The 19,418-nt window shown below is 61.8% G+C and carries 16 protein-coding genes; 6 read left to right on the forward strand and 10 right to left on the reverse strand.

The window, feature by feature from the left end:
• Nucleotides 1–13: 13 nt before the first annotated feature.
• The 7 genes from NPS56_RS17475 to NPS56_RS17505 all read right to left on the reverse strand — a co-directional run bounded on the left by NPS56_RS17475 (nt 14) and on the right by NPS56_RS17505 (nt 8,437).
• Nucleotides 14–1,174, reverse strand: coding sequence for an acyl-CoA dehydrogenase family protein (locus NPS56_RS17475; RefSeq protein ID WP_274075746.1), 1,161 nt, complete (start codon nt 1,172–1,174; stop codon nt 14–16).
• A 43-nt stretch (nt 1,175–1,217) separates the two neighbouring features.
• Nucleotides 1,218–2,009, reverse strand: a complete 792-nt coding sequence (locus tag NPS56_RS17480; RefSeq protein ID WP_274075747.1) for an enoyl-CoA hydratase/isomerase family protein — start codon at nt 2,007–2,009, stop codon at nt 1,218–1,220.
• Between the two features lie 347 nt (nt 2,010–2,356).
• Nucleotides 2,357–3,769, reverse strand: a complete 1,413-nt coding sequence (locus NPS56_RS17485; protein ID WP_274075748.1) for an amino acid permease — start codon at nt 3,767–3,769, stop codon at nt 2,357–2,359.
• A gap of 207 nt (nt 3,770–3,976) precedes the next feature.
• Nucleotides 3,977–6,223 (reverse strand): ATP-binding protein, encoded by a 2,247-nt coding sequence (locus NPS56_RS17490; protein WP_274075749.1) that lies wholly within the window; start codon nt 6,221–6,223, stop codon nt 3,977–3,979.
• Nucleotides 6,220–6,993 (reverse strand): substrate-binding periplasmic protein, encoded by a 774-nt coding sequence (locus NPS56_RS17495; RefSeq protein WP_274075750.1) that lies wholly within the window; start codon nt 6,991–6,993, stop codon nt 6,220–6,222. The genes NPS56_RS17490 and NPS56_RS17495 overlap by 4 nt, the downstream gene beginning before the upstream one ends.
• Nucleotides 6,994–6,998: 5 nt before the next feature.
• Complete coding sequence (locus tag NPS56_RS17500) at nt 6,999–7,715, reverse strand: response regulator (protein ID WP_274075751.1); 717 nt, start codon at nt 7,713–7,715, stop codon at nt 6,999–7,001.
• A 74-nt stretch (nt 7,716–7,789) separates the two neighbouring features.
• A complete protein-coding gene (locus NPS56_RS17505) occupies nt 7,790–8,437 on the reverse strand; it encodes a TetR family transcriptional regulator C-terminal domain-containing protein (RefSeq protein WP_274075752.1) in 648 nt (215 codons plus the stop codon).
• 154 nt (nt 8,438–8,591) lie between these two features.
• On the opposite strand from NPS56_RS17505, the gene NPS56_RS17510 reads away from it, so the two are divergent.
• Nucleotides 8,592–9,173 carry a hypothetical protein gene (locus tag NPS56_RS17510; RefSeq protein ID WP_274075753.1) on the forward strand — a complete coding sequence of 194 codons (582 nt, stop codon included), beginning with the start codon at nt 8,592–8,594 and terminating at the stop codon, nt 9,171–9,173.
• 139 nt (nt 9,174–9,312) lie between these two features.
• Here NPS56_RS17510 and NPS56_RS17515 read toward each other — a convergent pair whose 3' ends face one another.
• Both NPS56_RS17515 and NPS56_RS17520 read right to left on the reverse strand, forming a co-directional pair.
• On the reverse strand, nt 9,313–10,104 hold the full coding sequence (locus NPS56_RS17515) for a class II aldolase/adducin family protein (protein ID WP_274075754.1): 792 nt from the start codon (nt 10,102–10,104) through the stop codon (nt 9,313–9,315).
• A 77-nt stretch (nt 10,105–10,181) separates the two neighbouring features.
• Nucleotides 10,182–11,231, reverse strand: coding sequence for an ABC transporter substrate-binding protein (locus NPS56_RS17520; protein ID WP_274075755.1), 1,050 nt, complete (start codon nt 11,229–11,231; stop codon nt 10,182–10,184).
• Nucleotides 11,232–11,542: 311 nt separating this feature from the next.
• Here NPS56_RS17520 and NPS56_RS17525 point away from each other — a divergent pair, with 311 nt between their 5' ends.
• Both NPS56_RS17525 and NPS56_RS17530 read left to right on the forward strand, forming a co-directional pair.
• Nucleotides 11,543–13,504: an FAD-dependent oxidoreductase gene (locus NPS56_RS17525; RefSeq protein WP_274075756.1), complete on the forward strand. Its 1,962-nt coding sequence runs from the start codon at nt 11,543–11,545 to the stop codon at nt 13,502–13,504.
• A gap of 166 nt (nt 13,505–13,670) precedes the next feature.
• Complete coding sequence (locus NPS56_RS17530; protein ID WP_274075757.1) at nt 13,671–14,267, forward strand: cupin domain-containing protein; 597 nt, start codon at nt 13,671–13,673, stop codon at nt 14,265–14,267.
• On the opposite strand, the gene NPS56_RS17535 is transcribed toward NPS56_RS17530, so the two are convergent.
• Nucleotides 14,264–15,196, reverse strand: a complete 933-nt coding sequence (locus tag NPS56_RS17535; RefSeq protein ID WP_274075758.1) for a helix-turn-helix domain-containing protein — start codon at nt 15,194–15,196, stop codon at nt 14,264–14,266. The two genes, NPS56_RS17530 and NPS56_RS17535, sit on opposite strands and share 4 nt — an antisense overlap.
• Before the next feature lie 160 nt (nt 15,197–15,356).
• Between NPS56_RS17535 and NPS56_RS17540 the strand changes: the two genes are divergently transcribed.
• The 3 genes from NPS56_RS17540 to NPS56_RS17550 all read left to right on the forward strand — a co-directional run bounded on the left by NPS56_RS17540 (nt 15,357) and on the right by NPS56_RS17550 (nt 19,274).
• Nucleotides 15,357–16,715: a glutamine synthetase family protein gene (locus NPS56_RS17540; protein ID WP_274075759.1), complete on the forward strand. Its 1,359-nt coding sequence runs from the start codon at nt 15,357–15,359 to the stop codon at nt 16,713–16,715.
• A gap of 172 nt (nt 16,716–16,887) precedes the next feature.
• The gene (locus tag NPS56_RS17545; protein ID WP_274075760.1) at nt 16,888–17,976 is read left to right on the forward strand and encodes a polyamine ABC transporter substrate-binding protein; all 1,089 of its coding nucleotides are present in this window, start codon (nt 16,888–16,890) and stop codon (nt 17,974–17,976) included.
• A complete protein-coding gene (locus NPS56_RS17550) occupies nt 17,973–19,274 on the forward strand; it encodes an NAD(P)/FAD-dependent oxidoreductase (protein WP_274075761.1) in 1,302 nt (433 codons plus the stop codon). The genes NPS56_RS17545 and NPS56_RS17550 overlap by 4 nt, the downstream gene beginning before the upstream one ends.
• The last annotated feature ends 144 nt before the right edge of the window (nt 19,275–19,418 follow it).

Genomic DNA, 19,418 nt, shown 5'->3' on the forward strand with positions numbered 1-19,418 from the left:
TTCTCCGGGCCGATCAGCGCAGCAGCGGCCGCAGCAGTTCGCGGGAAATGATGTGCCGCTGGATTTCCGAGGTGCCTTCCCAGACCCGCTCGATCCGCGCGTTACGCCAGATGCGTTCCACCGGACTTTCGTCCATCAGGCCCATGCCGCCAAAAATCTGCACCGCCTCGTCGGCCGCGCGACCGAGCACTTCACTGGCGAACAGCTTGGCCATGCCGGCCTCGCCGTCGGTCATGGTGCCCTGGTCCATTTTCCAGGCGGTGTGCAGGGTCAGCAGCTCGGCAGCGCGAATCTGCGTGGCCATGTCGGCCAGCTTGAACGACACGCCCTGGAAGTTGCCGATGGCCTGGCCGAACTGTTTGCGATCCGCCGCCCATTGCAGCGACACGTCCAGTGCCCGTTGCGCCTGGCCCACGCAGTTGGCGGCGACCATGACCCGGCCGGCGGTGAGCCAGGCGTTGGCCACGTCCCAACCCTTGCCGACTTCGCCCAGCACTTTATTGGCCGGAACGCGGCAGTCGTCGAAGAACATTTCGAAGGTGTGGTAACCGCGGTTGCTCACGCACTTGGGACCCCGGCGGATGGTCATGCCCGGGGTGTTGCGGTCGACCAGGAACGAGGTCACGGCGTTGCGCTTGCGGCCGTTGTGTTCGTAAGTGTCAGTGACGGCGAAGACGATGGCGAAATCGGCGTGGCCGGCGTGGCTGATGAAGTGCTTGCTGCCGTTGAGCACGAAGTCGTCGCCCTCACGCACGGCGCGGGTCTTGATCGCGTTGGCGTCGGAGCCCGCGCCCGGTTCGGTCAGGGCGAAGCAGTCGATTTTCTCGCCCTGGATGCACGGCAACAGGTAGTCGTTGATCTGCTCGCCGGTGCAGGCCATGAGGATTTTCGACGGCCGCGCAACGAAAACGTGCAGTGCCCAGGAGACCTTGGACAGCTCACGCTCGATCAGTGCCTGGGACAGGTAGTCCAGGCCACCACCGCCCACCTCCTCCGGCATGTTGAAAGCATAGAAACCGGCGGCGATCGCCTTGCCGCGGATCTGCGCGGCCAGCTGCGGGGAGACTTCGTCGGCGCGGTCGACCTCGGTTTCATAGGGCAGCAGTTCCTTCTCGACGAAGCTGCGTACCGAGTCCACCAACATTTCTTGTTCTTGGGTCAGTTGGAAATTCATGCTGCTACCTGTTGTTCGTGTGCAATGAGAGGTTTGCCGAGATTTAGCGACCGATAAAACGTGCCGGGCGTTTTTCCGTGGCGGCGCGCAGGGCTTCGTTGCCGTCTTCACTGCGCCCACAAAGCAGGCCGGCGGCCAGTTCCGCTTGCAGTTGCTCGGGCAAGTTGCGCTCGGCGCCTTCGCGCATGAGCTTTTTGGTCTGGGCGAAAGCAAAGGTCGGCCCGACGGCCAGGCGTGCGGCGAGTTCGCCAGTGACGCTCAGCAGCTGCTCGTCGGCGCAGACTTCGCCGACCAGCCCGGCGGCCAGGGCGCGGTCGGCGCCCCACAATTCGTCGAGGAACAGCAAGCGCTTGGCTTGCTCGGTGCCGATCAGCCGTGGCAGGTGCCAACTGGCGCCGGCGTCCGGCGAGTACGCCATGCTGGTGTAGCCGGCCTTGAACCGAGCCGATTGCCCGGCGATGCGCAGGTCGCAGCACAGGGTCAGGTCCATCCCGGCGCCGACGGCGGTGCCGTTGATCGCGGCGATGGTCGGTTTTTCCAGGCGGTGCAGGCGGGTCATCAGGGCGTGGGCGGTTTCGGTCCAGCCGTAGGTTTCAAGGGCGCCACGGGCTTCGGCTTCGGCCCATTCCGCCAGGTCGGCGCCGGCGCAGAAGCTGCGACCGCTGCCGGTCAAGACCACCACGCGCACCGCCGGATTGGCGTTGAAGGTGTCGAGCAAGGCGTGCAGGTTTTTCAAGGTCGGAATGTCCAGCGCATTGCGCTGGGCGGTGCGATTGAGGGTGATCCAGGCGACGCCGGCTTCGACCTGACTGAGCAGCGAATCATGAGTAGTCATGCGAGTCCTCGAATTATTGTGATTGGTCTGAGGTGATGCGACTTGAGGCCATACTAAACGAGTGTTCAGTAAGGCGGCAATCGGTGGAGAAATGGGCTGTAACACGCTCGAATATTCAATAACACATTGGTTTCATTAGTTTTTTTTCAGATTTCGAGGGATGCGCCTCTGCTGCTGTTACAACTTCGAACAACTGGCGACAGGACGCAGATCTATTGCCCACCACAAAACCAATGTGGGAGCGGGCTTGCTCGCGAAGAGGCCCTGTCAGTCAACATTATTGGTGACTGACACAGCGCTTTCGCGAGCAAGCCCGCTCCCACAGGGAATGTGTGTGATAGAAGGAATTAAACAGTCGGCAGGCTCGGCGCCAGCACCGCCCCGCGCTTGCGATGGATCAGGAAGTACGCGCCATAACACAGCGCAATGAATCCAAAGCCCCAATACAGCGACGGGCGCTGGGTTTCATCCAGTGCCAGGAACACGAACAGCGAGCAGCACAGCGTGATGCACATCAGCGGCAATACCGGGAACCACGGTGCGCGGTACTTCAGGTCGCTGAGTTGGCCGCCGTCACGCAGGTAGGCCTTGCGGAACTTGTACTGCGCCAGTGCGATGACAATCCAGGTCACGGTGCCCGACATCCCGCTCACCGCCATCAGCACCATGAACAAGGTGTCGGCGGCGACGAAACTGGTCATCAGCGACACCAGCGCAAAGCACAGGGTGATGCTCAAGGCGCGCAACGGCACGCCGCGCTTGCTTAGTGGCGAAAGACTTTTCGGTGCCATGCCGGTTTTCGACATGGCCCACAGGATGCGCGTCGAGGCATACAGGCCGGAGTTGCCCACCGACAGGATCGCCGTGAGGATCACGAAGTTCATCAGGTCGGCGGCGTAGGGAATGCCGACCATGTCGAACACCTGCACGAATGGGCTTTCCATCAGCCCCGCCTGCTGCCACGGCACGATCGCCGACAAGACGATAATAGCCAGCACGTAAAAGATCAGTACACGGAACACCACGTTGCGCACTGCACGGGGAATGCTTTTTTCCGGCTGATCGGTTTCACCCGCCGCCACACCCATGATCTCGCAGCCCTGGAAGGCGTAGACCACGGTCATCATCACCGCGAACACCGCAGACAGGCCGTTGGGGAACAGCGAATCGCCGATCAGATTGGTTGCCATCGGCGCCGGTGCGCCACTGCTCAGCGGCATCACACCGAAGATCACCAGCACGCCGACCACGATGAATCCGAGAATCGCCGCGACCTTGATCCCGGAGAACCAGTATTCCGCTTCACCGAAGGCACGGGTCGCCAGGGCATTGATACCGAACAGCACCACCACGAACAGCGCCGACCAGTACCAGATCGGCACCGCCGGGAACCAGCGGGTCATCAGCATCCCGGCGGCGGTGAATTCCAGGCCCACGGTGGTGGCCCAGCTCATCCAGTACACCCAGCCGATCATGAAGCCGGTGGCCGGGCCGATGAATTTGGTGGCGTGGGTCTGGAACGAACCGGACACCGGCATCTGCACCGACAGTTCGCCCAGGCAGACCATCACCAGGTACATCAGGAAACCGGCAACCAGGTACGCCAGGATCGCCCCCACCGGCCCGCCCTGGTTGATGGTCACCCCGGAACCCATGAACAGCCCGGTGCCGATCACGCCGCCCAGGGACAGCATGAAAATGTGCCGGCTTTTCAGGGCACGGGTCAGTTGGATGCCTTTACGATCAGTGGATTCGCTCATGCCCGGCACCTCGAGTCGGTGGCACGGACAGCGCATGACAGCTCGTCACGGCGCAGGGAGGAAGGAGCTTTACGGCAATTCATTATTATTATCTCCAATAAGCTTCGAAGACCGCGCTGCGGCGGTTGCGTCGATTATTGGAAAGCCATGTAAGGTCGCGTTGTACGTAAAAATCGAAGTTGTAGAAAGTCGTAACAAAAATGTACGTCAGCTCTGCAACAGGCCTTTGAGGGTATGCAGTGAACGTTGCAGTTGTACTTCGACGGCGGGCACCATCGCTCGAATCGTCGGTTCATCATTGCCCAGCGCCGCCTCTTCCAATGTGCGTAATACCGAGGCCAATGCCCGAAACCCCAGGGAATCGCTGCTGCCGGCCAAACGGTGGGCAAGCTGTGCAACTTCGGTGCAATCGTCGGCTTCGATGGCTTCGCCCAGTGCCTCACGGTGTTGCAGGATCGAATCGCGCAGCACGGCCAGCAGGCCCTGTACTTTCTGATCGCCGAGCAAGGTGCGATGGGTTTGCAGCAAGGGCCAGTCCATCGCTTCATCGTCTACCGGCGACGGGGCGGGAGTGGCCTGCCCCGCCAGCACCTGTCGCAGGTTTTCCAGCTTCAAGGGTTTGGCCAGGATGCCATCCATGCCGGCATCCAGGTAACCGCGCACCAGCGCCGGTTGCACGCTGGCGGTCAGGGCAAAGATACGTGTTTGCCGGTTCGGTCCGTCGTCGCTACGGATCTGTTGGCACAACTGGACGCCACTCATCCCCGGCAGGTGCACATCCAGCAAAATCAGGTCGAACGTCCGCGCCGCGCATTGCACCAAAGCCTGTTCAGCATCGATGGCCAGCCAGACCCCATGCCCGTCCCGTCGCAGCAGGCCCTCGGCGACTTCGCGGTTGAGCGCCACGTCCTCGACCACCAGGATGTCCAGCGCCGGGCCCGCCATCTGGGTCGGCGCTGGGCTCACAGCAGCGATCGCCGGCTGCAGCGTCACTTCGAACCAGAAACAACTGCCGCGCCCGACTTCGCTGCTGACGCCGATGCAACCGCCGATCTTTTCAACCAGATGTTTACAGATGGCCAGGCCCAATCCAGTACCGCCATAACGCTGGGCGACTTCTTCGCTGGCCTGGGTGAAGCGTTCGAAAATCTTCGCCTGCATCGCCGGGGCAATGCCAATGCCATTGTCCGTGACACTCACCCGCAAACGTTGTCCGGGCGCAAGCAACGCCACTTCGACACTGACGTCGCCGCCTTCAGTGAACTTGATCGCGTTGGCCAACAGGTTGCTCAACACTTGCCGCAAGTATTGCTCGGCGCCGTGGTGATGCTCGGCGACCTGCTGATCGACCCGGCAATTGAGGACCGTGTCGTTGTCCAGCGCCTTGGGTTCGAGCAACGTGAGGACTTCGTCGAGCAATTGGCGAATGGAGAAATTCACCGGTTCAGGCAGGCTGGTCCCCTCCTCCAGCTTGGCGAAATACAGCACTTCGTTGAGGATGGTCAGCAGCCCCTCGCCAGCCTTGTGCAGCGCATCCAGGCGCTTACCGTCCTGCGGGTCGAGACGGGCACCACGGAGTAATTCGGCCATGCCCAGGATGCCGTTGAGCGGCGTGCGCAACTCGTGGCTCATGGTCGCCAGGAACCGCGATTTGGCGAGGTTGGCCGCTTCGGCTTCGTCCTTGGCGCGCATCAGGCTGGCGGTGCGGCGCTCGACCATTCGTAGCAATTCATCGCGGTTGTCCTGCAGGGCCAGGCGGTCGGTTTCCCGGCGGTCGATGTCACTGAGGATCGCCCTGCGCATGTCGTCGAGGGCATGGGCCACGGTGTCGATCTCGTCGTTCTGCGCGCTGCGCCGCTTGTCCAGGCGCAACGGCTCGTGCCATTGCCCGGCGGCAATGCGCCGGGCAAATTCGGCCATGACTTTCAGGTGGCGGGTCACCAGCCGATAGAACAGGCCCGACAGTGCCACCGCCAGTCCGCAGAAAAACACCGCCATCCACAACAGGTTGGTCAGGCCGGTGGCGTACAGGCGTTGATACACCGCCCCCAAATCGGTGCTGACCTGCAGTTCGCCGAGATGACGCAACGGGCCGGAAGGCGGTTGGTAATCCAGGGCAAAACGCTCGATACGCAACGGCCCTGCAGGCGCGGGGTTGCCTTGCACCAGGTCGAAATCGGCACCGGTCAAATGCACCCTGGCGACGTCGGAGAAATCCACCAGACCGCGCAACTGCACCTTCAACTGCTCCTCGTCCAGATCCCAGAGGCTGCGCTCCAGGCTGGCCAGGTAGCCGGCGCGGATCAGCTCCATGCGCGAGTCGATCTCGCGCATTTCCCGGCGATACTCGATGTACAGCTGCACGCTGCTGGCCAGCACGGTAAAACACAGGCTGAACAGCAGAATGAACAGCAGCAGGCGCCGCAACAGTCCGCCGGGACGCGCGCGAATCATTGCGCGTCCGCCGGCAGGTTGATCATGTCGCGGTAGGTGACTTCGCTTTCATTGAGCAGGCGCTCGACATCACCGGCATCGACCATGCGCTGCAACTGCGCATCGATCTGCGGCATCTGTGCGGCCAGTGGCGAGCGGCGGGAAACGGCGACCCGCAGGTAGTCCACGCTCAGGGCCTTGGGCAAGGCGACGATGTCCTCGGCGCCGGGCAGGTTTTCCACGTACAGCTCGCCGGTGCGGCGCTCCTGGGTGATGAAATCGATGCGCCCGCGAATCAGCTTGCCGAAGTTCTGCCGGCTGCTGGCGACCCATTCGATGTTGTTGTGCTGCGCGACCATGCGATCGAACGCCAAGCCGTAGCTTTCACCGAACAGCAGGCCGCCACGGTAATGGGACAGGTCCTGCAAGTGTTCGAACTTCACCGGATGCTGGCGATTGATGAACAGCGCCACCTCTTCGCGCAGCACCGGTACGCTGGAAAACAGCATGCTCTGTTCCCGTTGCGTGGTGCTGTAGGCCAGCACCACATCAACCCGGCCTTCGGCGGCGTCCAGCAGGCAGCGCTTCCAGTTGCCCAACACCACAACCTCGACCTCGTAGCCGAGCTGGCTGAACAACTGCTTGACCACGCTCGGCGCCAGACCGCGGACCTGCTTGCCGTCGCTCCAGGAAATCGGCGGATACACCGGGTAATCGCAGTAGCGGATTTTTTCCGCGGCCTGCACCGTGCCCGCCGACAACACCAGCACTACCCAGAGCCAGCGCCTCACTGCCGTCACGCCGCCAGGCTGGCAGTGAACAGGTACCCGGCGCCATGAATGGTGATGATCAGCTGCGGTTCGGCGGGATCGTCGTGCAACTTGCGGCGCAGGCGCCCGACCAGCACGTCGATCGAGCGGTCGTTGGGCACCCATTCGCGGTTGCGGATCTGGTCCATCAACTGGTCGCGGCTGAGGGTGTGGCCGCTGTTGCGCAAGAACACGCTGAGCAACTGGTATTCGCCGTGGGTCAGCAAGGTCTCGCAGCCGGCCGGGTCGATCAGGCGCCGACGGTCGGTGTCCAGCGCCCAGCCGGCGAACTGCTTGACCGGTTTGGCGACGGCGGCGACCGGCTGTGGCGTTTGCGCATGGCGGACCCGGCGAATCAGGTTTTTTGCCCGGGACACCAGTTCCCGCGGGTTGAGGGGCTTGATCACGTAGTCGTCAGCGCCGCATTCGAGGCCGACGATGCGGTCAATTTCGTCGTTGCGCCCGGTGATCAGGATGATCCCGACTTCCGAGCGCACCCGCAGTTCGCGGGTCAGGGTCAGGCCGTCCTTGCCCGGCAGGCGGATATCGAGCATGACCAGGTCGACCGCCTGGTTGGCCAGGAAGGTTTCGGCCAGTTCCGCCGTGGCGGCGCAATGCACGTCGTAGCCTTCCTGGGACAGGTAGGCGTGCAACAGTTCGCGAATCAGCGGATCGTCATCGACGATCAGTACCCGAGGAGTCATTGCTGGGTGTCCTGCTTGTTTCTTATTAGGGGGACTGCATCAGCGGCAGAGAGTAGCCACTGCTGAACGGGTGATCAACAGCTGCTCGTCTGCACGCAAAAACGCTGGCGGCCGCCGGCCTGCAAACCATCGACCCAGGCCTCGCAAATCTGCATGCCCTGCTCGGGGGTAAAGGTCCCGGGGTTGAGCCCGGACTCCAGCCACAGGCCATCGAGCAGTGCGCTGAGGCTGATCGCGGCCAGGTCGGCATCGAAATTCTCCCAGCCCTCCTCCTGCGCCAATTCCCTGAGCACCTTGCCCAGGATCGCGCGGTACTCGCCATAGGAATGATCGTGGGCCTGATTGATCGCCTCGGCGGTTTTCACCGCGCCCCAGAAGGCGAGCCAGGCGTCGATCAGCTGCGGGTCGAGCAATTCGGCGGAGAACGAACCGCGGAAAAACGCCGACAGGCGCTCGCGGGCATTGGGGGCCGCTTGCTCCATGGCATCGCGCAGCAGGGTCATGACGCGCCCGGTGATCGCCATGTAGGCCTCAGCCACCAGTTCGTCCTTGCCCGAATAGTGATGGCTGATCAGCCCCACCGACACACCCGCCTCGGCGGAAATCTTGCGGATCGACGCGCCCTGGAAGCCATGGCGCTTGAGGCACACCAGCGTCGCCTCGATCAGGTTGGCTTTGCGCAACTCCGGTTCCATGCGAGAAAAACGGGCTTCCTGGTTCATGGGCGACGCTCCTGGTTTGTCCATCGTTGAACGACTGTACAGCAAGAGGCGGTTTGGCTGCCACATCGTGTAATCGTTCTTCGCAGGCAAGCCTGGCTCCTACATTAGATTGCGTATTACCCTCACCGTCCGCCTCGCCATTTAATACACCTTCATGATTTGCTCACTTCGCAATACCGCATTGGCTGCCCTGTGCCTGTCACCCTTCGCCGCTGCCGGGATCGAGGTGATCCAACCGGTGCACCCGGTGTGGTTGCTGGAACAACCCTACGCCGGGAATGCCCTGCTCACCGCACGGACCTTCGGGGACAGTGCCTATGGGGATTATCGCGTCAATGCCACGTTGCAGATCAGTTGTTCCCAAACAGCCCGTTTGACCCTGCAGATCGCACCGGCATCCCTGGGTTTTGACAGCGATCCCTTGGAAGGTCCCGATGCCAGCGCCAGTGGGCCCCTGGAGATTACGACGGGAACACGGCCCAGCGTCGAGCATCGGGTTTCCGGCAGCTGGACCGCTGGCGGGGCTTTCCAGGTGGGTAACGTGTTTTCGATCAGTACGGACATTCCAGCGCCAGAGCTGGAGTATTGGCTGAGTGATGCTTCGCGCGGACAGCCGCTGAAACTTTCGTTGGCCCCGGCGAAAACAGGCGGGAAACCACTGACCGCTACATTTTCGTTGCCGCAAGACAATCAAGGGTTGAAACACGCGTGCCTTGGCGCCAGGCCAGGGTTGTGAAGTTGGCAGGTCCGCCGCCATCGCTGGCAAGCCAGCTCCTACAGGTTACGCGTTGGTCACGGATTCTGCGTACACCCATTACCCCTGTAGGAGCTGGCTTGCCAGCGATGAGGCCAGCCCGTACAACCGAGCATTCAGATCAATCCCGATAACCCGGCGCCACCCGCTCCAGCAACCTCAACAACGCCGCCCAAGCCAATTGCATCGCATCCGGATCGCTCAACTCCCCCTCCTCAAGCGGCCGCCCCGGATCATTGAACTGCCGCTCGGTATGCGCACAAACCTCTGCCGGCGGCAACACCACCTCGCCAGCCGCCTGCGCCGCCAGCTGGATTTCGCAAGCCTTTTCCAGGTAATACATGCGCAAAAATGCCTGGCTGACGGTTTCGCCCACGGTCAGCAGGCCATGGTTACGCAGCATCAATACCGGCTTGTCGCCCATGTCCGCCACCAACCGTTGCTGCTCACTCATGTCCAGCGCCACGCCTTCGTAGTCGTGGTAGGCAACGCGGCCGTAGAACTCCATGGAAATCTGGTTCACCGGCAACAACCCGCACTTGAGCGCCGCCACCGCACAACCGGACTTGGTGTGGGTGTGCAGCACGCACTGCGCATCTTCCCGGGCGCCGTGAATGGCGCTGTGGATCACGAACCCGGCCGGGTTCACCGGGTACGGCGACGGCTCGACGGCGCGGCCATCGAGGTCGATCTTGACCAGGTTGGACGCGGTGATTTCGTCGAACATCAGCCCGTAGGGATTGATCAGGAAGTGATGCTCAGGTCCCGGAATACGCACCGAGATGTGGGTGAAGATCAGGTCGGTCATGCGAAAATGCGCAATCAGGCGATAACAGGCCGCCAGTTCTTCGCGCAGGCGCTGTTCGGTAGCGCTGCGCTCAGGAGCGGTCAGGGGTGTGGCGATGTTGTTCATCGGGCGGGTTCTCCAGGCAGTTCGGCTGGGCAGACAGTAAGACTGGACGCTTCGACACGTCCAGCCATCCTCACGACTTATTTGCTGGCCCAGGCGTTGAAGCGCTCTTCCAGTTCTTCGCCATGGTCGACCCAGAATTCGACGTTCATCGACAACGCGCCCTTGAGGTTCTGCGGCGCCGTGGGCACCCACTGCGCCAGTTTGTCATCGAGCCTCGCGGCGGCCTGGATGTTGGTCGGGCCGTAGGGGATCTGCTCGACGTATTTCACCTGGGCATCCGGCTGGTTGGCGAAGGCGATGAAGCGCTTGGCCTGGTCGACGTGCCGGGAGCCCTTGATGATCGCCCAGTAGTCCATGCCGTACAGGCTGCCGGGCCAGACCAGACCCAGGTGGCTGCCTTTCTGCGCGGCGTCGGCAATGCGCCCGCTGTAGGTCGAGGTCATCACCACATCGCCGGCGGTCAGCCATTGCGGCGGTTGCGCGCCCGCCTCCCACCACTGGATGTATGGCTTGAGCTCAGTGAGTTTGGCGAATGCCCGGTCCACGCCCTGCGGGGTGCCAAGCACCTTGTAGACGTCATCGACCTTGACCCCGTCCGCCAGCAAGGCGAATTCAAGATTGTACACCGCACGTTTGCGCAGCCCACGCTTGCCGGGGGTTTTCTTCACGTCCCAGAAGTCTGCCCACGAGGTCGGGGCCTGGGCCAGTTTGTCGGTGTCGTAGGCAATGGCCACGCTCCACACCAGCGCGGCGGAACCGCATTCCTGCGCCGCCTCGGGGATCAACTGGTCGGCGTGGCCTAGACGGGTCCAGTCCAGCCGCTCGTACATGCCTTCCTCGCAACCGCGCATCAGGTCCGGGCCTTCGATCTGCACCACGTCCCAGTCGACGTTGCCGGTGTCGACCATGACTTTGATTTTAGCCATCTCGCCGTTGTATTCACTCTGGATCACCTTGCTTTGATCCACGGCGGCAAAAGGCTGGAAGAACGCCACGTCCTGGGCTTTTTGTCCGGCGCCGCCGTAACCGACCACCACCATCTCCGATGCTGCCTGTGCGCTGCCCAGGCCCATGGCCAAGGTCAACGCCAAGGGATAAAAACCGTGCTTGAGCGTATTCGATTTCATCAGTGGTTCCTCGTGCAGGTGCCAGGCGACTGCAGGTCGGCATGGCCCTTTTTTATTGTTGGTGAGGGTCGCCCCAGGAGCGGGCTCGAAACGAAACTACTCAAGGCCCAGTAAAAAAACAAGTTGATTTTTTACTGAAGGTAAATTTCTATAGACCAAACAACAACAACGAAAACCTGATGCCTCTGTAGGAGCGAGCTTGCTCGCGATGGACCTGAGGGCGACGCGTTTATCCAGACAACACGCGTCATCGTTAACGTCCATCGCGAGCAAGCTTGCTCCTACAGGTCAGCCGCCGGAGTAACCGCACCATGCCGAGCCCGTCCCCTGCCTTCGCGCACCTGTTCGAACCCTTGCAGATCCGTGGCAAGCGCCTGAAAAACCGCATCATGTCCAGCGGTCACGACACCTCGATGCCCACCGACAACCTGGTCAACGAGCAACTGATTGCCTATCACAAGGCGCGTGCCGAAGGCGGTGCCGGGCTGATCGTGCTGCAAGTGGCCGGGGTGCATGACAGTGCGCGCTACACCTCCCATGTGCTGATGGCCACCGACGATGAATGCATCGAGGGCTACCGCAAACTCGCGCAAACCTGCCATGCCCATGGCACGGTGGTGCTGTCGCAAGTGTTCCATCCGGGGCGGGAAATCATGGAGTCCAGCGATGGCCTGCTGGCGGTGGCCTACTCGGCGTCGGCGGTGCCCAACGAGCGTTTCCGGGTGATGCCACGGGCGCTGGACCAGGCGATGATCGACGAGATCGTCGCCGGTTATGCCGCTGCTGCCCGACGCCTGCACCAGGCCGGCATCGATGGCGTGGAAGTGGTCGCCAGTCACGGTTACCTGCCGGCGCAATTCATCAACCCGCGGGTCAACCGCCGTACCGATGGCTACAACGGTGAGCTGGAACAGCGTTTGCGTTTCCTGCGCGAAGTCATTGCCGCCGTGCGCGCGGCGACTGATGAGCAATTCATCATCGGGCTGCGCATCTCCGCCGATGAGCGCGATCCTGAAGGGCTGACCGAAGACGAATCATTGACCGCCGTACAATCGCTGCAAGGGCAGCTGGATTACGTGCACATCGTCGCCGGCACCTCGGCATCGCTCGGTGGTGCGGTGCACATCGTGCCGCCGATGGCGATCGAAGCGGCGTACCTGGCCAAGGAGGCCGGCACCTTCAAGGCTGGCTTGAACATTCCCTTGTTCGTCACCGGGCGCATCAACCAGCCCCAGGAGGCCGAGTTGATTCTGGCCCGGGGTCAGGCCGATGTGTGCGGCATGACCCGGGCGCTGATCTGTGACCCGCAGATGCCCAACAAGACCGACACCGGCCACGTCGAAGATGTGCGCGCCTGCATTGCCTGCAATCAGGCGTGCATCGGGCACTTCCACAAGGGCTTGCCGATCTCCTGCATCCAGCACCCGGAAACCGGCCGTGAACTGACTTTTGGTCAGCGCCAACCAACTGCAAAACGCAAACGCATCATGATCGCCGGCGGTGGCCCGGCTGGCATGAAGGCCGCCGCCGTCGCGGCCCAGCGCGGGCATGACGTGACATTGTACGAGGCCAGTTCGCAACTGGGTGGCCAGGTGTTGCTGGCGCAATTGCTGCCACGGCGCAGCGAGTTCGGCGGCGCCAGCACCAACCTGCAGCGGGAAATGGAACTGGCCGGGGTGCGTGTGGTGCGCAATACCCGGGTCGACCGCGCCCTGGTGGAGCAGGAAAAACCGGACATGGTGATCGTCGCCACCGGTGCCGAGCCCTATTGGCCGCTCTTCGAACGCGGCGGTGAATTGCAGGTGGTGGACGCCTGGCAAGTGCTGCGCGACGAGGTGCAGATCGGCCGTTCCGTGGTGGTGGTCGACTGGCGCTGCGACTGGATCGGCCCCGGCATTGCCGAGCGCCTGACCCGGGCCGGGCATCAGGTGCAACTGGCGGTCAATGGCACCCATTGCGGGGAGAACCTGCCACTGTACGTGCGCGATCAACTGGCTGGCGAGCTGCACAAGCTCGCCATTCCCATCATCCCCTACGCCCGGTTGTACGGCTGCGACGACAACACGGTCTACCTGCAACACACCGCCAGCGGCGAGCCGATGTTGCTGGAAAATATCGACACGCTGGTGCTGTGCCAGGGCCATCAACCGGTGGATACCCTGGGTGCAGAGTTGCAAGGCCTGGTGGAATTTCGCCGAATCGGCGACTGCCTGGCGCCGCGTACCGCCGAAGAAGCGATTTACGAAGGGTTGAAAGTCGCGTGGGAGCTTTAAGCCTGTTTATACTCCGGGGCTTTGAAACACCCTTGTAGGAGCTGGCTTGCCAGCGATGGACTCGATAACACCGCGATTATCCGGTAAGCACGCGTTATCGTTCACGACCATCGCTGGCAAGCCAGCTCCTACAAGGGTTCACGTTCTACCCGGTTTGGAATTCGCCATGAGCAACAGCAGCAAGACCCAGGCCGCATCAGGTAGCGCCGAACCGCATTTCCTCGGCACGCGCATCCGCGGCCTGCGCAAACGTCGGGGCATGACCCTGGCGGAACTGGCGCAACAGAGCGAACTGACCGCCGGCTACATCAGCCAGCTGGAACGCAACCTCGCCTATCCGTCGATCCCGGCGCTGTTCAACATCGCCCGCAGTCTCGGCGTGACTATCCAGTGGTTCTTCGCCAGCGAGGCGATCACCGATCCTGAAGACGACGGTATTGTCGTGCGCAAGCACAGCCGCCTGAACGTGCATTACGAAGACGGCATCGTCGATCAGCTGTTGACCCCGCAAGTCAACCGCCAGCTGGAAATGCTCCACTCGCGTTTCCCGCCCGGCACCTACAGCCAGCAAAGCTACAGCCACGACGGCGAAGAAGCCGGTTACCTGCTGTCGGGCAGCTTCGAGTTGTGGGTCGGCGAGCGCTACTTCCAGCTCAATGAAGGCGACAGTTTCAGTTTCTCCAGCCAGGAGCCGCACCGCTACGGTAACCCTGGCGAGGTGGATGCCGTGGTGATCTGGGTGATCACCCCGCCGACCTTCTAACGCCGGCCGCGCCCGCTTGCCTGAGCGACACATGCACGCTTGAGGGTGTCGCTCGGCAGTTCCTTGAACAGCGCGCGATAGCTGCTGGAAAACCGTCCCAGATGCCAGAACGACCAGTGCATGGCCACTTCGGCCACGGTGGTTTGCGTCGGCGTGCGGCTGAGCAGTTCGCGGCGGGCACTGTTGAGGCGGCGCAGGCGCAGCCACTGGGTCGGCGCCATGCCGGTGTAGGTCTTGAACGCGTGTTGCAGCTGGCGCAGCGAAACCCCGGCGACCCGGGACAACTCCAGCAGGTTGAGCTGCTCCTCCGGGCTGTCCGCCGCCCATTCCCCTACCCGCTGCATGATCGCCCGCTCCCCGGCCCGACGCTGCAGGGCGCCCTGGTCGAGGCGCACGCAGGCGTTGTCGAGGATGAACAGACAGTCCTCCAACAACTGTTGGGTCAAGGCTTCGCGGCTGGGCGGGTCGTAGGTCTGCGACAGCTGGGTCAGGGTTGCGCTGAGCCAGCGACTGAACAAGGCATTCTGCTGCGAGTTTAGCGGCGCCAGGAACAACCCCTCCAGCCGCGCGACGTCCAGCCCATGGCGCTTGACGAAGTCCGGGCCGAACACCACGGCGATTTCCTGGTAGTTCTCCGGAGTGATCCAGATGTTGCGGCTTTCACCGTTCAACACGTACAGCGCGTTGTCGCTGCGATCGAAACAGAACGCCAGCGAACCTTGCGGCGCACTGAAATTCTGCTCGACCCGGGTGTTCATCTGTTCCTCGTAGATCTCGACGCCCTGTAGATCCAGATAGCGCACCAATCCTGCGAAATGTCCCGGCGACATCTGTTGGTAATGCTGGACCCAGCCCGGTGTGGCGCGGATTTGCTCGGCGACATCGACGGTACTGAATGCTTGGACCTGTAACGAATTGCAAGCTGTCATGGGTGACCTTACGCACTCTTTTGGTGCGTTTTGTGTTGCTAAAAGTGGATAGATGGAACCGTAAGCCTCGCCCAAGATAGACGTCAACGCGCTACAGGGGAAGCGTCCTACAGATGAATCGACTTTCTCCCGCGTTAACAAAACCAATAACGAGGTCTTTATGAATGCCCCTTTCGATCAGCTGTTCACTTGGCTGAAAGATCACAAGATTACCGAAGTCGAGTGCGTCGTCAGCGACCTGACCGGCATTGCACGCGGCAAAATCGCACCCACCAACAAGTTCCTGCATGAGCGAGGCATGCGCCTGCCGGAAAGTGTGCTGTTGCAAACGGTAACCGGGGACTTTGTCGACGACGACATCTACTACGACCTGCTCGATCCTGCCGATATCGACATGGTCTGCAAGCCGGTGTCCGATGCGGTGTACGTGGTGCCATGGGCGATCGAGCCGACCGCCATCGTGATTCACGACACCTTTGACAAGTTCGGCAACCCGATCGAATTGTCGCCGCGCAACGTGCTCAAGAAAGTCCTGCAGCTGTACACCGACAAAGGCTGGCGGCCGATCGTCGCGCCGGAAATGGAGTTTTACCTGACCCAGCGCTGCGAAGACCCGGACTTGCCACTCAAGGCCCCGATGGGCCGATCCGGTCGCGCCGAAAGCGGTCGCCAGTCGTTCTCCATCGACGCCGCCAACGAATTCGACCCGCTGTTCGAAGATGTCTACGACTGGTGCGAACTCCAGGGCCTGGACCTCGACACGCTGATCCACGAAGACGGCCCGGCGCAGATGGAAATCAACTTTCGCCATGGCGATGCGCTGGACCTGGCCGACCAGATCACCGTGTTCAAGCGCACCATGCGCGAGGCGGCGCTCAAGCACAACGTCGCGGCGACCTTCATGGCCAAGCCGGTCGGCGATGAGCCGGGCAGCGCCATGCACATTCACCAGAGCGTGGTGGACATCGCCACCGGCCAGCCGATCTTTGCCGATGCCGACGGCAACATGAGCGAGTTGTTCCTGCACCACATCGGTGGCTTGCAGAAGTACATCCCCAAAGTGCTGCCGATGTTCGCACCGAACGTCAACTCGTTCCGCCGCTTCCTGCCGGACACTTCGGCACCGGTGAACGTCGAATGGGGCGAAGAAAACCGTACCGTCGGCCTGCGCGTGCCGACCTCGAGCCCCGATGCCATGCGCGTGGAAAACCGCTTGCCGGGGGCCGATGCCAACCCTTACCTGGCCATCGCCGCCAGCCTGCTGTGTGGGTACCTGGGCATGGTCGAGCGCATTGAACCAAGCGCCGCGGTACAGGGTCGGGCTTATGAGCGGCGCAACCTGCGGTTGCCGATCACCATCGAAGACGCGCTGACGCAGATGGAAGAATGCGACACCGTGAGCCGCTACCTGGGCGACAAGTTCGTGCGTGGCTATGTCGCAGTCAAGCGTGCCGAGCACGAGAACTTCAAGCGCGTGATCAGTTCGTGGGAGCGCGAGTTCCTGTTGCTGAGCGTCTGACAACCATCTCCCTGCATGAGTCCACGTCCCCCTGTGGGAGCGGGCTTGCTCGCGAAAGCGGTGTGTCATTCAACATAAAGGGTGACTGACCTGACGCCTTCGCGAGCAAGCCCGCTCCCACAAGGGGAACGCCAACGCCTGCAAAATCCAATAATTCCAAGAAGGTATCGTTATGCGTCTATTGAAATCCATGGTCCCGGCCGCGCTCGCGGTCTTGTTCAGCGCCGTTGCCCAGGCTCAGCCACAGGTCAGTGTCTACAACTGGACCGACTACATCGGCGAGACCACCCTCGCCGACTTCCAGGCCAAAACCGGGATCAAGGTGATCTACGACGTTTTCGATTCCAACGAAACCCTGGAAGGCAAACTGCTTGCCGGGCGTACCGGGTATGACGTGGTCGTGCCGTCCAACCACTTCCTCGCCCGCCAGGTGAAGGCCGGCGCGTTCCTCAAGCTCGACCGCGAGCAACTGCCGAACTTCAAGAACCTGGACCCGAAACTGCTGGCCCTGCTGGAAAAAAACGACCCGGGTAACGCGCACTCGGTGCCATACCTGTGGGGCACCAACGGCATCGGCTACAACGTCGACAAGGTCAAGCAGGTGCTGGGCATTGACCACATCGATTCCTGGGCCGTGCTGTTCGAGCCGGAAAACATCAAGAAGCTGAGCGCCTGCGGCGTGTCGATGATGGACTCGGCGGATGAAGTGTTCCCCGCGGTGCTCAACTACATGGGCATGGACCCGCGCAGCGAGAATCCCGATGACTTCAAAAAGGCCGAAGCCAAGCTGCTGAGCATCCGTCCGTACATCACCTATTTCCACTCCTCCAAGTATGTCTCGGACCTGGCCAACGGCGACATCTGCGTGGCGTTCGGTTACTCCGGTGACGTGTTCCAGGCCGCCAACCGCGCCAAGGAAGCCAAGAACAACGTGAACATCGCCTATGCCATTCCCAAGGAAGGCGCGAACCTGTGGTTCGACCTGCTGGCCATCCCGGCGGACGCCGGCAACCCGAAAGAAGCCCACGCCTTCATCAATTACCTGCTCGACCCGCAAGTGATCGCCAAGGTCAGCGCCTCGGTCGGTTATGCCAACCCGAACCCGACCGCCAAGCAATACATGGATCCGGAACTGGTCAACAACCCTGAGGTTTACCCGCCGCAGGAAGTGCTCGACAAGCTATACATCTCGACCACGCCGCCGCAGTCGATCATGCGCTTGATGACGCGTTCCTGGAGCAAAGTGAAGTCCAACCAATGAACCAGTACACCCACGAACACGCCCATTCCTATTACGCCGCGTCGGCCAATGGCATGGTGCCCTACCCCACGCTGACCGAAGACCTGGTGGCCGATGTCTGCGTGATTGGCGGCGGCTTTACCGGCGTCAACACGGCCATCGAACTGGCCCAACGCGGGCTCTCGGTGATCCTGCTGGAAGGCCGGCGGATCGGCTGGGGCGCCAGCGGGCGCAACGGCGGGCAGCTGATTCGCGGCATCGGCCATGACGTCAGCGGTTTCGCCAAGCATGTCGGGGTTGAAGGTGTGCGCTACCTGGAGCATGCCGGGACTGAATCGGTGCAACTGGTGGGCAACCGAATCCGTGAACACAGCATCGATTGCGACTTGCGCTGGGGTTTCTGCGAGCTGGCCAACACCCCGTCGCAGTTCGCCGGGTTGCAGGCTGAACACGCTGCGCTCAAGGAATCCGGTTACGCCCATGAAACCCGTCTGGTCGAATCTGCGCAGATCCGTGAGCAGGTGGTGAATTCCAGCGTGTATGCCGGTGGCCTGGTCGACATGGGTTCGGGGCACCTGCACCCGCTGAACCTGGTGCTTGGCGAAGCGAAACTCGCGTTATCCCTTGGTGTGCGGATTTTCGAGCAAAGCCCGGTACTGGAGTTGATCCATGGCAGTACTGTTCAAATTCGTTGTGCAAGTGGCACGGTACGCGCCAGCAGTCTGGTCCTGGGCTGCAATGCGCATCTGGAAGAACTTGAACCGAAACTCAGCGGAAAAGTGCTCCCGGCGGGCAGCTACATCATCGCCACCGAACCCTTGTCGGCGCAGCTTGCCGCACAGTTGATCCCGCACAACCTGGCGCTGTGCGACCAGAAAGTCGGCCTGGACTATTACCGGCTCTCGGCCGACCGGCGCCTGCTGTTTGGCGGAGCCTGCCATTATTCCGGGCGTGATCCGGCGGATATCAGCGCCTACATGCGCCCGCAGATGCTCAAGGTCTTCCCGCAACTGGCGAATGTGCGCATCGACTACCAATGGGGCGGCAAGATCGGCATCACCGCCAATCGCTTCCCCCAGGTCGGGCGCCTGAGCCAATACCCGAACGTGTTCTACGCCCAGGGTTACTCCGGCCATGGCGTCAACGTGACCCACTGGTGCGCGAAATTGTTGGGCGAAGCGATCCATGCCGGTCACAGCAAAGGCTTCGACGTATTCAGTGCCGTGCCGCACATGACCTTTCCTGGTGGCCGCGCCCTGCGTTCGCCGCTGCTGGCCCTGGGCATGCTCTGGTACCGCATGCGCGAACTCCTCGGCTAACCGCCCCTGTAGGAGCTGCCGCAGGCTGCGATCTTTTGATCTTGTTTTTTTGAAAGCAAAATCAAAAGATCGCAGCCTGCGGCAGCTCCTACAGGGTATCAACGATACGTCCTTCCCCATCTCTCTGTTTAGCCTTTCGATTTG

The sequence above is a fragment of the Pseudomonas putida genome, from assembly GCF_028682635.1.
Classification (GTDB): Bacteria; Pseudomonadota; Gammaproteobacteria; order Pseudomonadales; family Pseudomonadaceae; genus Aquipseudomonas; species Aquipseudomonas putida_AE.

What these genes read in the sequence shown, in the direction of transcription:
- NPS56_RS17510 (WP_274075753.1), top strand. Translation starts at nt 8,592, where the DNA reads ATGATTTGCTCACTTCGCAATACCGCATTGGCTGCCCTGTGCCTGTCA.
- NPS56_RS17550 (WP_274075761.1), top strand. Translation starts at nt 17,973, where the DNA reads ATGAACCAGTACACCCACGAACACGCCCATTCCTATTACGCCGCGTCG.
- NPS56_RS17525 (WP_274075756.1), top strand. Translation starts at nt 11,543, where the DNA reads ATGCCGAGCCCGTCCCCTGCCTTCGCGCACCTGTTCGAACCCTTGCAG.
- NPS56_RS17480 (WP_274075747.1), bottom strand. Translation starts at nt 2,009, where the DNA reads ATGACTACTCATGATTCGCTGCTCAGTCAGGTCGAAGCCGGCGTCGCC.
- NPS56_RS17505 (WP_274075752.1), bottom strand. Translation starts at nt 8,437, where the DNA reads ATGAACCAGGAAGCCCGTTTTTCTCGCATGGAACCGGAGTTGCGCAAA.
- NPS56_RS17490 (WP_274075749.1), bottom strand. Translation starts at nt 6,223, where the DNA reads ATGATTCGCGCGCGTCCCGGCGGACTGTTGCGGCGCCTGCTGCTGTTC.
- NPS56_RS17535 (WP_274075758.1), bottom strand. Translation starts at nt 15,196, where the DNA reads ATGACAGCTTGCAATTCGTTACAGGTCCAAGCATTCAGTACCGTCGAT.
- NPS56_RS17545 (WP_274075760.1), top strand. Translation starts at nt 16,888, where the DNA reads ATGCGTCTATTGAAATCCATGGTCCCGGCCGCGCTCGCGGTCTTGTTC.
- NPS56_RS17540 (WP_274075759.1), top strand. Translation starts at nt 15,357, where the DNA reads ATGAATGCCCCTTTCGATCAGCTGTTCACTTGGCTGAAAGATCACAAG.
- NPS56_RS17500 (WP_274075751.1), bottom strand. Translation starts at nt 7,715, where the DNA reads ATGACTCCTCGGGTACTGATCGTCGATGACGATCCGCTGATTCGCGAA.
- NPS56_RS17530 (WP_274075757.1), top strand. Translation starts at nt 13,671, where the DNA reads ATGAGCAACAGCAGCAAGACCCAGGCCGCATCAGGTAGCGCCGAACCG.
- NPS56_RS17475 (WP_274075746.1), bottom strand. Translation starts at nt 1,174, where the DNA reads ATGAATTTCCAACTGACCCAAGAACAAGAAATGTTGGTGGACTCGGTA.
- NPS56_RS17485 (WP_274075748.1), bottom strand. Translation starts at nt 3,769, where the DNA reads ATGAGCGAATCCACTGATCGTAAAGGCATCCAACTGACCCGTGCCCTG.
- NPS56_RS17520 (WP_274075755.1), bottom strand. Translation starts at nt 11,231, where the DNA reads ATGAAATCGAATACGCTCAAGCACGGTTTTTATCCCTTGGCGTTGACC.
- NPS56_RS17515 (WP_274075754.1), bottom strand. Translation starts at nt 10,104, where the DNA reads ATGAACAACATCGCCACACCCCTGACCGCTCCTGAGCGCAGCGCTACC.